This is a genomic window from Terriglobus albidus, assembly GCF_025685425.1.
In the GTDB taxonomy this organism is placed as follows: domain Bacteria; phylum Acidobacteriota; class Terriglobia; order Terriglobales; family Acidobacteriaceae; genus Terriglobus; species Terriglobus albidus.
The window spans coordinates 1-13540 of record NZ_JAGTAS010000021.1 but is presented as its reverse complement, the minus strand read 5'-3'; the positions used below and the strand labels follow the sequence as shown (position 1 = coordinate 13540).

The window sequence follows — 13540 nt, the reverse complement described above, 5'->3', positions numbered from 1 at the left end:
CGGCGTCCAGCATACGTTCGCGGAATCCATCCGTACGATTACACCCAAGGAGGCACACGATGGCAGAGCACACCGATGACGCATCCAAACCCCTTACCTCACTTGAAAAACTCAGCCGGCGTTCTTTCCTCTCGCGCGCGGGCGCCATGGGCGTTGCCACTGCTGCGGCAACCGTCGCTCCCGTGGTTGCATCTGCGGAACCCGAGCGGCCTCAGCCGTCGGGCGACCCAGCCGCCATGCCCGAGATTCCAGGAACCATTCCCATCACCCTCAAGGTGAACGGAGAAACCCATCAACTCCGAATCGATCCCCGCGCCACCGTGCTCGACACCCTGCGCGAGACACTGCATCTGACTGGCACCAAGAAGGGCTGCGACCACGGCCAGTGTGGTGCATGCACGGTCCACGTCGACGGCCGCCGCGCGAATAGCTGTCTTCTGCTTGCCGCCATGCACCAGAAAGCTGAGATCACTACGATCGAGGGCTTGGGCACACCGGAGAAGATGCACCCCATGCAGGCTGCTTTCGTCGAGCACGATGGCTATCAATGCGGCTACTGCACCAGCGGACAGATCATGTCCGCCGTGGCCATGTTGCACGAACCCTGGGGCGATGCCGACACCGACGTGAAGGAGGCACTCAGCGGCAACATCTGCCGCTGCGGCGCTTACCCCAACATCGTCGCGGCCGTACAGTCCGTCCGGCGCCACGCATAAGGAGGAACCAGGCATGCATCCCTTCGATCTCATCTCTGTCGATAGCATTCAGGACGCGGTCAAAGCTCAGTCCTCTTCCCCCACCGCGCAACAGGGCGCGTCTGTCCGTTACATCGCCGGCGGCACTAACCTCATCGACTACATGAAGCTGAATGTCGAGACCCCGGCGAAGCTCGTCGACATCAACGGACTCAATCTCACCGCCATCGAGCCCGCCGCGAACGGCGGCCTGAAGATCGGCGCGCTCGCCCGCAACACTGACGTTGCCTATCACGACACAGTAAAGACCCAGTTCCCGGTGCTCTCCCTCGCCATTCTCAGCGGAGCCTCCACCCAGCTTCGCAACATGGCCACTACCGCCGGCAACCTGCTGCAGAAGACACGCTGCGTCTACTATCGCGACACCGCCTACGGCTGTAACAAACGCCAACCCGGCACCGGTTGCTCTGCCATTGGCGGTCATAACCGCATAATGGCGATCCTCGGAACCAGCGATAAATGCATCGCCTCCAACCCCTCTGATCAGAACGTCGCCCTGGCCGCGCTGGACGCCACCATCCACGTCACCGGAGCAAAGGGCGAGCACACCATTCCCATCGCGCAGTTCTATCTGCTGCCCGGCAATACTCCTGAACGAGAGACGGTTCTCGAGCCCGGCGACCTCGTCACTCACATCACCATTCCAGCTTTGCCCTCGGGCGCGAAGAGCTACTATCTCAAGCTTCGTGATCGCACCTCCTACGAGTTCGCCCTCGCCTCCGCTGCCGTCGTGATCAAACAGAGCGGCGGCCGCATCGACTTCGTCCGTGTCGCCATGGGCGGTGTCGGTACCGTACCGTGGCGTAGCCATGAAGCGGAGAAAGCACTACAGGGCAAAGTGGCAACACCGGCCAACTTCCGCACGGCGGCTGAAGCTGCATTGCACGGGGCTCGCCCACAGTCGCAGAACGGGTTCAAGGTAGAGCTTGCAAAACGCTGCCTCACCCACGCACTCGCCGAAGTTACCCGCCAGGCATAAGGAGGAACCCGATGGAACAGCAGACGCCGCAACCCATTACTGAGAGCAAGATCGTCGGTGTACCCACGCCGCGCATCGATGGACCGCTGAAGACCACCGGCACGGCCATGTACTCCTCTGACCATCACTTCCCCGGTCTGGTTTACGCGTGGCCGGTCACTGCAACAATCGCCAGCGGAACCATCAGCGGCATCGACTCATCTTCCGCGGAAAAGATGCCCGGCGTTCTGGCCATCTACACCCACAAGAACATTGGCCCTCTCTATCGCACACCACCGTCGGCAGGGTTCAGCATGATTCTGGACGAGCGGCGCCCTCCGCTCGAAGATGAGATCGTCCGTTACTACGGTCAGTACGTCGCCGTCGCCATCGCACACACGGTGGAACAGGCGCGCGCCGCAGCGGAGGCGGTAAAGGTCACTTATAACAAGACACCGCACGATACCAGCGATAAGCTTCTCGACACTCCGACGATCGCGGGCAAACTAAAGGAAGTGACCAAGCGCGGCGACACCGCCGCGGCTCTGGCCGGCGCGGCTTATAAGCATGATGCCGTCTACTCCACTCCAACCGAGACGCATAACCCGATCGAGCTGCACGCATCGGTAGCGGTCTACAAGGATGGCAAGTTCACCCTTTACGAGACCTCGCAGGCGGTCGTGAATCATCGCGATGTTATGGCCGCCATGCTTGGCGTTCCTCCGGAAAATGTGCAGGTGATCACTCGCTTCCTCGGCTCCGGTTTCGGCGGAAAGCTGTGGCCGTGGCCGCATGCCCTGCTTGCCGCAGCAAGTGCCCGCAACCTCAATCGCCCGGTCAAGCTTGTCGTCGGCCGCTCGATGATGTTCCAGAGCGTCGGCCATCGACCCGCCATCGACCAGCGCGTCCAGCTCGCCGCGGACAAGTCAGGCAAGCTGCTCGCGATCCAGCACGACTACGTCAACCACACCTCCATGCTGGACGACTACGACGAGGGCTGCGCCGAATCCACGGGCTTCATGTATTCCTGCCCGAATGTCCTTGCCACCTCCGGCCTGGTCCGCCGTAACGTCGGTACGCCTACTTCCATGCGCGGTCCCGGCGCGGTGCCCGGCCTCTATGCGCTTGAGTCCGCCATGGACGAGCTCGCCACCAAGCTCAACATCGATCCCGTACAGCTTCGCCTTCTTAATGAGCCGGAGAAGGACGAGAGCACCGGCCAGCCCTTCTCCTCGCGTCACCTGAAGGAGTGCCTCACCGTCGGCGCGGAGAAATTCGGCTGGGCGAAACGCAACCCGGCTGTTGGCTCCATGAAAGATGCGGAAGGCAGAACCCTGGGTTGGGGCGTTGCGGCATGCACCTGGATCGCTACCCGCACCGACGCTGAAGTGAACGTCGAACTTCGCCAGGATGGCGCCGCACGCGTCGCCTGCGGTACGCAGGACATCGGCACCGGCACCTACACCGCCGTTGCACAGATGGTTGCTCACGAAACCGGGCTGCCCCTGCAACGGATCGATGTCGTGATCGGCGACTCCGGGCTTCCGCCCGGACCCATCAGCGGTGGATCCTGGGCAACCGCTTCCGTTGTGCCGGCCGCTTTGCAGGCCGCGCAGCAGGCGCGCAAGCAATTGCTCTCGCTCTCTACCAAAACGGATGGCTGCCCCTTCAAAGACAAGAGCGTTGATGAGCTTGAGTTCGTTGACGGAGTGGTCCGCATCAAGGGCCAAAGCTCAGGCGGAGTTCCCTTCGCCGAGATTCTCAAAACGGCCAATGTCCGATCCGTCAGCGGTACAGGAAAATCCACAGGCCTTTTCGGTGACCCCAACCAGAAGTTCTCCTTCCATAGCTTCGGCGCGCAGTTCGCCGAGGTCACCTGGCAGCCGGAAATCGCTCGCCTGCATGTCAGCCGTGTCGTCACGGTCATCGATGCCGGACGCATGATCAATCCGCGTGCCGCACGCAACCAGATCGAAGGCGCCGTGGTGATGGGCGTGGGCATGGCCATGCTGGAGGCCACGGAGTACGATCACCGCTCCGGCGGCCCCATCAACGCCAGCCTTGCGGACTACATCGTCGCCGTTAACGCCGACTGCCCCAACATCGACGTAACCTTCCTCGATTACCCAGACTTCAACCTCAACCCGCTCGGCGCCCGTGGCGTCGGTGAGATCGGTCTCGCCGGTATCGCTGCCGCCATCACCAACGCCGTCCACCACGCCACGGGCATTCGCGTCAGAAATCTGCCTGTTCGCATCGAGGATCTGCTTGTCGCACCGGGCAACAAAACATCCTGAGCGAACGGTCGCAGCCAGCTTTGCTGGTTGTTGACAACGCGAAGGACACGCTTTTTGGATTCGCGCAAAAGGGCGAATCTTTCGTTTTGTCATTTCGTAGCGGAGCGGAGAAATCTCTATTGCAGAAACCAGGTGACAACGAGTCCCGCGCTGGCAGAGAAGATTGCAAGTGTCGTTGCCCACCCAAAGATATTCGCCACTCGCCCATTCACCTGCTCTCCCATGATGGAAGGCTTGTTGGTCATGATCATGATCAACATCATCAGGGGAGGCGTTGAGAAGCCCTGCACAATGCCCGAGATGACCAGCGCCCGCATTGGATTGATCCCGAGGAAGTTCAAAGACATGGCCACCAGGGTCAGCGCCGTAATGACACCATAGAATCCCTTTGCTTTGGAAGGCGGATAGGCGAGGCCATTCTTCCAGCCAAGCGACTGGCAGATGTCGTACGCGGCTCCGGTCGTCATCACCGGGATAGCCAGAAATCCGACACCGATAATTCCAAGCGTAAACAACAGACCAGCGGCACGTCCCGCCAATGGCGTCAGGGACTGCGCCGCCTCCGCCGCCGTTGTGATGTCGTGCTTCCCTGAGGCATACAGTGTCGCGGCCGTCGCCAGAATGATGAAGTACATAACGACATTCGAAAACAGCATTCCAAACACAACGTCCCATAGGCCGCTTCGAAGTTCACCCTCTGATGCGCCCCGGCGCTCGCGAACGGTGTGCTTTCCGGCTTCTTCTTTTTCTTCGACCTCCTGGTTCGACTGCCAGGTGTACAGATAGGCAGAGAGCGATGTCCCAACAATGGCGACGAGAATGGAAAGCGTCTCTTTGTTGAAGCGAAGCGATGGCACCAGAGTCCCGCGCACCGCTTCGCCAACCTGCGGGTGAGCCAGAAATGCCGAGAAGATGTAGGCGGTCAACGATAGGGCGATCACGCGGAAGATATTGCGGATGACCCGATAAGAACCCCATATCTGAAGAACGAGCGTTGCCGCAGTAATACAAAGAACCAGAACCCACTGAGGCCAATGCAGAAGGATTCCCATCGCTGCAGCCATGCCGCCGATATCAGCCCCGGCTTCAATCGTGTTCCCTGCCACTACCCCTGCAAGCACCACGTAGACAAACCGGTGCGAGTAATGAGTTCGCAGAACATTAAAGAGTCCTTGCCCGGTGACCTGTCCCAGCTTGCCCGAAAGGTAGACCACCGCCACCATCATGGGGAAGGTAACCGGTGCAGTCCACAAGGCTTTGTAGCCCAGTTGCGCTCCTGCCTGGGCATAAGTCCCGATGGCGGAACAGTCGTCATCAGCCGCCCCTGTAATCAGCCCAAGCCCGAGCGATCTGATAACAGTATGCTGACGATCTGACCTTTGCTGCTGCTCCGTCACGCTGGCATTAGATGCAGGCGATCTACTGTTTCATGATGCGTCATCTTGTGACTGAGAGACATTGGAGCCCGTCTGGAAGGACTCGTGCACACCGCCTCAGGCGGGAGCGACAACCTCACCGAACTCAGTCCGGTTACGGCCTCTCTCCTTCGCCAGATAAAGTGCCCGGTCAGCAGCCTCTACCAGTACGCCGTATCCCAGCCGCGCAATCGATTCGTCATACGGCGGCTCACAGACCGCGGCTCCAATGCTGATGGTCACGAAGGGTCCGATTAGAGTTTCGTGTGCGATCTTCTGCGCTGCAACCGCTGCGTGCATTCTGGCAGCCACTTCGGCAGCCTCGCTGGCGCTGGTGAAGGGCAACACTGCAGCAAACTCCTCACCGCCATAGCGGGCAACCAGATCGCTGCTGCGCGGCAGACCCTTTTGCAATGCCTCCGCCAGCAGCATCAGGGCTTCATCTCCATAACGATGGCCGTGCCGATCGTTCAATAACTTGAAGAAATCGACATCGATCATCAACAGCGCGAGCGGTTGCTGCGTACGCATGGCGCCGCTCCACTCGCGATCGAGTCCGCGGTCGAAGGAACGCCGGTTGGCGACACCGGTCAATGGGTCCTGTAGCGAAAGCTCTTCCAGCTTGCGGTTCAACTCGACAAACTGCGTCTGCTTCTCACGGAGTTCTGCAAGTGCTCGCAACAGCTCCTGGTTTCTCTGTTCCAGCTCCTGGAACGGGTCAGCAATACTTTTACGGATCAGTTCGCCCGCAATCTTCAGCACTGCGGCCTCGTCATAGAGGGGCTGTAGTCCAGGCAGCAGCTTGCCGGCCTCCGCCACGGTGCCGGAGCGCGATGAGGTGATCCGGAAGTGGTCCATCAGGTTTTTCGTCCCTGTAATCCCCTTGCCCAGGCCGGTCATTGACTGGTAGCGGCCATCCAGAATCTCATCCAGGTTCGGAATTCCCGGCCCATTGTCTTCCACCACCACCATCAGGATCTGTGGCTGCCGCCGGGTCAGCAGAAACGTGACCGTCCCTCCCCCGGCATAGCGAAAGGCGTTTCGCGACAGCTCGGAGGTTGCAGTCGCCAACCGCACCTGCTCCTGGTAGCTGAACCCCAGCAGTGCTGCAACATCGCGGGCATACTGCCGCGCGTGCATTACGTTGCGGTCATAGCGCAGGTGGATGGCATAAATAGGTAGCCGCTGACTTTTTTCCATGCAGGTCAAATACGTACAACGAGGACCGTGACATCATCACGGCCCCTGCAATGATCGCGATAGAGCACCGCGGCAATCAGGGCAGGGTGTTTTCCGAGCAGACCTGGATATTGCTCTGGGGTCCAGCGGGAGCTAAGACCGTCGGAAGACAGAATGAGAATTGCCTCTCCTTCCCATGTATACAGGAACTCTCGCACACGGCCTACCACATGTCCGACCGTTCCATTCATCGAGACCAGATTATGGTGCAACCTGCCGGCATGGAGCACTCCCGCAATATTGCCAGCACCGGCGTAGTGCAGGGTGCGCTGACCGACATTGAGCGTCGCAATCGAGATCGCTGCTCCTCGTGTCTTTCGCAATGCCCGATGCATCTCATCCAGAAGCTGTTCCGGAAAAAGGCTCGGATTCTGCTCCAGCACCTCGCACGCACGGCTCGAAGCCAGGGCAGCGTCTTTCCCGTGTCCCAGGCCGTCGGCGACCATGTAAAGGCTTCTCCCGCCCGAGTGGACAACCTTCCAGGCGTCGCCGCAATGCTCCTCTCCCTGCATTGCGAGGTTCACGACACCTACACGGCTGATGCCGCGGACCGCAGCTATATTCGTATTCTGTCTGGCAAAGACGCGAGCAAAGACAACCGTTCCCGCTCGAAGTATGGAGTAGACCTGGAACTCCTGCGCTAGCCGCCGCATCGCCCCCAGTCCCGTTCCGGCAGTACCCGCGGTGGAGAAACCATCTTCCAGGGCCCTCGCGATATCGGCGATTCCAGGGCCTCGGTCCAGAGCCAGCACATCCACCCCTACATGCCCGTCCATCGTCCATGGGGCCAGGACGATCTCCCCACTGCCGGCGTGCAGTGCAATGTTACGGGCAGCTTCGGTAACGATAATTCCCAGATTCCCGGCGGCGGTTTCACTGAAGGCGAGCGACTCCGCGATCGCCGCCGCCTGTCGCCGTGCGTGCCCGATGCAACTCTGGTCATTGATCAGAATCGGAATCCGTCGGTGTAACACGGACATAGCTTATTTCCATCGGGTGACAGTCACGACCGTCCCAGACTCAGGGGACGACTGGATCTCGAACTCGCTCATCAACCGCCTGCTGCCGCTCAGGCCGAGCCCCATCCCCCCTGCCGTGGTGTAACCATCCTTCATGGCCTTGGAGATATCCGCGATTCCGGGCCCATGGTCGGAGAACTTAAGCCGTATCCCCTTCCGCGCACCGACGGCGAGCAGCGACATCTCCATCTCACCGCCCCCGCCATGCTCCAGTGCATTCCGCGCCAGCTCGCTGGCGGCCGTCACGATCTTGGTCTGATCGATCAGAGTAAAACGCTCTTCCGACAGCCAGGTTCGCACCCGCTGCCGCACGTGAACCAGATCGATCTGAGTCCTGATCGGCAGGACCTCACTCCGCGTAATGATCTGTTCCGACACCGTTCTCACCCGTCGCCGCCTGCCGCAGATACTCCATTCCCAGGTCGACGTTCAAGGCTGTGCGAATGCCAGGCAATGACATCCCCAGCTCCACAAGCGTAATTGCGACCGCAGGCTGCATGCCGACGACAACCGTCTCCGCATCCAGAACGCGCGCAATTGCAGCAATATTAGCAAGCGTTCGCCCGATGAAGGAATCGACAATCTCCAGCCCAGAGATATCGATTAACACCCCCGTCGCCTCCAGTTCCGCAATGCGATTCGAAAGGTCGTCCTGCAACCGCAGCGCCAGGTCGTCATAAAGGTCGACCTGGATCGTCACCAGCAGCAGAGTGCCGATACGAAGAATCGGAATGCGTTCCATTACGACACCCCTGCGGCGGGAGCGGTAACCGGCGTGTGGTTGCCGGGCTTTTGCGTCACCGTGCGTCCGCTACGGTCCAGCGCCAGACGGAAGGCATCCGCCAGCTTGGAACGCGTAACTATATCGTTCAGGTTGATGCCCAGGTGCACGATCGTCTGCGCAATCTGCGGACGGATGCCGCTCAGAATACACTCAGCGCCCATCAGCCGGGCGGCCGTAATCGTCTTCAGCAGATGCTGCGCCACCAGCGTATCCACGGTCGGCACGCCGGTGATGTCGAGAATGGCAAAACGCGAATTTGTCTGCACAATTGCCTGCAAAAGCGACTCCATCACCATCTGTGCCCGCGTACTGTCCAGCGTACCGATAACAGGCAAGGCCAAAATGCCGTCCCATAACGTCACAACCGGCGTCGATAGCTCAAGCATCTCCTCCTGCTGGCGCGCGATCACCTTGTCCCGGCTCTCGATGTAGCTCTCCGCAATATGGAGTGCCATGGCGTCAATAAAATTATTGGTGACATCAATCTCGCGAAAAAGCTCGTCCGGCGTCGTGGTCAGTTGCTCACGGATGAGCTTGAACATCGGCGGCTTCAGCGAAAACAGGAACTGCGCCGTCTCAGAAGGTGAGGAGCCATGGGCTACGCGCGAGATGGAGATCGCCATCAACTGATCTCGCACCGTCTGCCAGCCTTCGGAGGAGAAATCTTCCAGCACAGTGTCCGGAGGGGGATTTGAAATCAGGGTCAAAATCTTTCTCGCCTGCTCCCTGACCTCCACATCGCTTATCAGATCACGCCGCTGTGCGATCGCCTTGAGTCCGTTTAACCAGTCCGTCAGGAGTCGCTCCTGATTTTCGCGCATCATCTTCAAAAGTTTGACCATGTCGTTCCTATCGAAATAAGGGGAGTCTATGTTTGCTCTGCCTATGTGCTGCGGTGGATGAAAGGTTCCGCTGGTACAACTCATTTCATCGGAAGGATTTTCAGGTTACCTTATTTTTCGGGGAAAATGCATAGCTATCTGTTTGATATACCAGCACCTCGAAGGCATCCATTCGTCTGCCGCCGCTACCATACACCAGCATAAGACGAGTGATTCACCTGCGTGTCATACACCGGTATACAAAAAGCCTTCGCAACTCCGCACTCCACGTTCAACCCCGCACAGCAGCCAGAGTTTTCGCTTCAGCGGCCGCAGCAAGCATGCCACAACCGCAACCTTGCATCAAACCGCGAATGAAGCGCTGAAGCCCGGGTCCCAGGGAAACGCATGATCAACGCAGTCGCGCATAGCGCGATGGAGCGAACGCAGTTCGCTGGAGACCCCACACTTTGTCTTAGACAAGAATGGGGCAAGGAATTTATTCAATCATTTATTCAATTCGGCTTATCTCTACTACGCGCGTTACCCGGCGGTATCTTCCCTATTCATATCGAAGAGCCGTCAAGGGATCGATTCTGGCTGCCCGCCTCGCCGGAAACCAGGTTGCAAACACGGTCATTCCGGTAACGACCGCAATCGAGATCGCGAACGTGAGTGGGTCGAGCGCACTCAGACCAAAGAGTTGGCTGCGGATGCTTCTGGTCGCCAGCAACGTGAGCGGCAATCCGAGACACACGCCTACCGCCAGTAAGCTGAGCGATTCTCGCAGGATCATCCACAACACCGCCTTAAGCTGTGCACCGAGCGCAATGCGAACGCCAATCTCTGTCGTGCGTTGAACAACGTGATAACTCATCACGCCATACAGGCCAATCGCAGCCAGCAGCAACGCAAGAATGGAAAAAGCGCCCGTAAGCATTGAGATCAACTGATCGTTCGCCATCAGGCTCGATACCTGCTCTTCCATCGTTGTAACTCTCACCAGCGGCAGTTTGGAATCGATGGATGCAACCGCGCCTCTGAGATCGGCAATTGTCTTTGCCGGATCGGCGGTCGTTCGAAGCAGGATGGTATAGGCGTAGCGGTCCTGGTTCTCCTCCCGAGCGGGAGTGCTCGCGTCTGTAGCTGTTGTTCCGCCAGATAGGACAGGCGCATACGGATCGATCTGCGCCAACGGGATGTAGGTCATGCGTACCGGTTCGGTCTCTCGCGGATTTCCTGACTTCGTATCACGCACGATGCCGACGATCTGCCATGGGCCGCGGACGCTATCAATCCCCAAGGTCAGCGTGCGGCCAATCGCCTCGCCCTTCGGAAAGTAGCGTTTTGCAATCGATTCGCTGATCACCGCAACCTTAAGGCCGCCGGCGGTATCCTCCGGTGTAATCGGCCTTCCAGCGATGGTCGCAATTCCGGCGGTCTCGAAGTATCTGCCTGAAACTCGGTTCAGCACCGAAACCATATTCTCCTTGGGAGCAGGCGTGTAGCCCGCCGGCGAGATATTCGAGCTCCACGTATCTTCACTGATCGGCGGTGTCGCCGATAACGCAGCGGAACGAACACCGGGGATTGCGGAGAGCCGCTCGAGAAGACGTTGATGCAGCGCTGGTACCTGATGAGGTTGATATCCGGCAACCTTTGGGTCGATGGTTGCGAGCAATAGATGCGTTCGCTCAAACCCATAATCCTGTTGCTGCAGATTGCGCAACGTACGGACCAGCAGCCCGGCCCCCACAAGGAGAATCAGCGACAACATCACCTGCGCGGTAATCAGCATCTTGGGCCAGAATCGTGAAGCTCTCCCCCCGCTGCCTTGAACGGTCCGTACCGCCGTGTTGAGGGAACCCGTCTCCCCAAGGCGCGCCGCAACGATGGAAGGCGCGAGCCCAAATAACAGTGCCGTAGCCATTGAGATGCCGAAGGTGAACCCAAGCACAGCCATATTTGGCGTCGCGCACATGGCAGTTGTTCCGCTCCCCTGGCTTACAAACGCGATCAGCGCGCGCGTTGCCGCGAACGACAGGCCAAGTCCCATGGCGCCACCGATCATGGACAACAGCATCGCCTCCAGGAGACTCTGCCTGACGATGCGTGCCCTGCTGGATCCCAGGGCCAGCCGGGTTGCAACCTCACGCTGCCGCGCAGCTCCGCGCGCGAGCAGAAAGTTAGCCAGATTCGCACACGCAATCAGAAGCACAACGACGACCACGGCCATCAGGATCTTAAGAGAGTCGCCATACCGGCTTCGAACCGGCGAGACTCCAGTCGCCGACGGCACCAGGGGCACATTGGTCTGCTCGATTTCCTTGCGGCGCTCCGGAGTAATGACGCCTCCCTCCCTGGCGAGAATACCGAGGCGGACCTGCTGATTCAGCCAGTTCTGGCTTTCGAGAACTCCGGCTTTACTTGCCGCTGCTCGTTCGTTCAATCGCCCGAAGAGGTGTAGGAAGTACAGACCTGACTGCGGCGCCAGCATCGATGGATGCTGCACCACCACCACCTGCATGCTGATCGGGGTCCATAGGTCGGTTGGTTCCAGCTCCTGCCGGAATCCGTGAAAGGCCTTAGGCATCACGCCAACGACTTCAAACGGCGTGCCATTCAGGGTGAGCGTCCTGCCAATAGCGGCGGGGTCGGATGATAGTACGCTTTGCCAGAAATGATGACTGACAACCACAACTGCGCCGCTGCCTGGAACGGCATCGTCCACGGGAAGAATCGCCCGTCCAAGCAGCGGCTGCGCGCCAAGCACCTGAAAGTAGTTGCCGGATACGAGCGTCGCCTGGGCAAGGGTGGCAGGAGCACCAGAATTCGCTGTACCTGAAAGACGAACACTCGTCTTGTTCGAAAAACTTCCATAGGCCGCAATTCCCTGGAATGGCCCGGGATTCATCTCCAAATGCCGAGAGAAATCCCACGGGAAGAAGCCTCCGAAGGCCCCAAGATCGATGCCTCCCGCGACTCCGCCGTATATCGAGTTGCCGAATGCGACCAATTGCTGCGGATCCTTTACCGGCAGCTTCTTGAGAAGAACCTGATCGATCAGCGTAAAGATCGCGCTGTTGGCTCCAATGCCGAGAGCAAGTGACACAACAGCTACAGCAGTAAACCCCGGCCTCCGCATCAAGGAGCGCAGACCGAGACGCAGATCCTGAAAGAGATTGTCGAGAGATGACTCCCACCGCGACGACCAGACCTTGTGCTTCACGGCGTTGCTGCTGCCCAGCTCCGCCATCGCCGCACGTCGTGCCGTATCCACACTCATTCCCTTGCGCAGTTTGTCCTGGATCGCGGCCTCGACATAAGCCTGCAACTCATCGTCCAGCTCGCGTTCCACGCGACTCCGTTGCAACAGAGCCCTGATTCCCATCCCGAGATTCGTCAGCCAACTCATAGAGAGTCCTTTGAATGGAATTACGTTCACCCACTACGCCTCAAGAATGCGTGCAATGGCGGAGATCCTGCGTCCCCACTGCTCTTTCTCCTGCTGCAGCGCCTTCCGGCCCTTCGCCGTGATCTCGTAGAACTTCGCGCGCCGGTTGTTCTCCGTATGGCGCCACTGGGTCTTCACATAGCCGCTACGTTCCATACGGCTCAGAGCAGGCAGCAGAGAGCCTGCATTCACACGGAAAACACCGTCACTCATCTGCTCAATGCGTAACCCAACACCGTAGCCATGCATGGGCTCAAGCGCGAGTGTCTTCAGAATCAGCATCTCGAGTGTTCCCTGGACAAGCTCATCTGGCTCCGGTTTCAGTACGGACATGAAGCTCTCTCCTCTAGTTCGTCTAGAGGATAAAGATACACCTTTCCTCTAGTTCGTCAAGAGGAGGAGAGAATAAAGCGCTGAAGGCGCGTTCTATACCAGCTTGGGGCAACGCCCCAGGTTTTCGGCCAACGAGAGGCTGAGGGCTGAAGGCCCGATCTATATTTCTGCAGAGACGAGAACCCGTGCACCTTCAAGGCATTGGGTGTCGATGAGCCGGCGTGATCGACGCACTTCGGCAGACATCCATAAAAGAGAAATGTATCGCACCGATATCGCCAGAAATATAGAGCGGGCCTTCAGCCCTTTATCTCTATTACGCAGGTTACCTGGGGCGTTGCCCCATAAGCGCTAACTAACCTAGCAATCGAAGCTGAAGTGTTCGCTTTCGGGCTGGTTCGCTAAGGGCGTGAGCGATTTGATTCCATTGCTGGATGATGGAGTGGAGTGCAAGTCTTGGCCTGA

11 protein-coding genes are annotated in these 13540 nt (G+C 58.9%); 3 read left to right on the top strand and 8 right to left on the bottom strand.

Annotated elements, in window-relative coordinates:
• The first annotated feature begins 59 nt into the window (after positions 1-59).
• The 3 genes from OHL21_RS01560 to OHL21_RS01550 are packed head-to-tail and all read left to right on the top strand — an operon-like array spanning position 60 to position 4010.
• A complete protein-coding gene (locus tag OHL21_RS01560) occupies positions 60-716 on the top strand; it encodes a (2Fe-2S)-binding protein (RefSeq protein WP_263415493.1) in 657 nt (218 codons plus the stop codon).
• A 13-nt stretch (positions 717-729) separates the two neighbouring features.
• Positions 730-1734 (top strand): FAD binding domain-containing protein, encoded by a 1005-nt coding sequence (locus OHL21_RS01555; protein WP_263415492.1) that lies wholly within the window; start codon positions 730-732, stop codon positions 1732-1734.
• A gap of 11 nt (positions 1735-1745) precedes the next feature.
• Positions 1746-4010 carry a xanthine dehydrogenase family protein molybdopterin-binding subunit gene (locus tag OHL21_RS01550; RefSeq protein WP_263415491.1) on the top strand — a complete coding sequence of 755 codons (2265 nt, stop codon included), beginning with the start codon at positions 1746-1748 and terminating at the stop codon, positions 4008-4010.
• 116 nt (positions 4011-4126) lie between these two features.
• Here OHL21_RS01550 and OHL21_RS01545 read toward each other — a convergent pair whose 3' ends face one another.
• From OHL21_RS01545 to OHL21_RS01510, 8 genes are all read right to left on the bottom strand, one after another.
• Positions 4127-5407, bottom strand: a complete 1281-nt coding sequence (locus OHL21_RS01545) for an NRAMP family divalent metal transporter (protein WP_263415490.1) — start codon at positions 5405-5407, stop codon at positions 4127-4129.
• A 96-nt stretch (positions 5408-5503) separates the two neighbouring features.
• Positions 5504-6625 (bottom strand): GGDEF domain-containing protein, encoded by a 1122-nt coding sequence (locus OHL21_RS01540; RefSeq protein WP_263415489.1) that lies wholly within the window; start codon positions 6623-6625, stop codon positions 5504-5506.
• A gap of 5 nt (positions 6626-6630) precedes the next feature.
• On the bottom strand, positions 6631-7644 hold the full coding sequence (locus OHL21_RS01535) for an ATP-binding SpoIIE family protein phosphatase (RefSeq protein WP_263415488.1): 1014 nt from the start codon (positions 7642-7644) through the stop codon (positions 6631-6633).
• Positions 7645-7647: 3 nt separating this feature from the next.
• The gene (locus OHL21_RS01530; RefSeq protein ID WP_263415487.1) at positions 7648-8061 is read right to left on the bottom strand and encodes an anti-sigma regulatory factor; all 414 of its coding nucleotides are present in this window, start codon (positions 8059-8061) and stop codon (positions 7648-7650) included.
• Positions 8033-8425: an STAS domain-containing protein gene (locus OHL21_RS01525; protein ID WP_263415486.1), complete on the bottom strand. Its 393-nt coding sequence runs from the start codon at positions 8423-8425 to the stop codon at positions 8033-8035. Before OHL21_RS01525 ends, OHL21_RS01530 begins: the two co-directional genes overlap by 29 nt.
• A complete protein-coding gene (locus tag OHL21_RS01520; RefSeq protein ID WP_263415485.1) occupies positions 8425-9309 on the bottom strand; it encodes an STAS domain-containing protein in 885 nt (294 codons plus the stop codon). The genes OHL21_RS01525 and OHL21_RS01520 overlap by 1 nt, the downstream gene beginning before the upstream one ends.
• A gap of 541 nt (positions 9310-9850) precedes the next feature.
• Complete coding sequence (locus OHL21_RS01515) at positions 9851-12703, bottom strand: ABC transporter permease (RefSeq protein ID WP_263415484.1); 2853 nt, start codon at positions 12701-12703, stop codon at positions 9851-9853.
• 33 nt (positions 12704-12736) lie between these two features.
• Positions 12737-13075 (bottom strand): PadR family transcriptional regulator, encoded by a 339-nt coding sequence (locus OHL21_RS01510; protein ID WP_263415483.1) that lies wholly within the window; start codon positions 13073-13075, stop codon positions 12737-12739.
• Positions 13076-13540 lie beyond the last annotated feature (465 nt).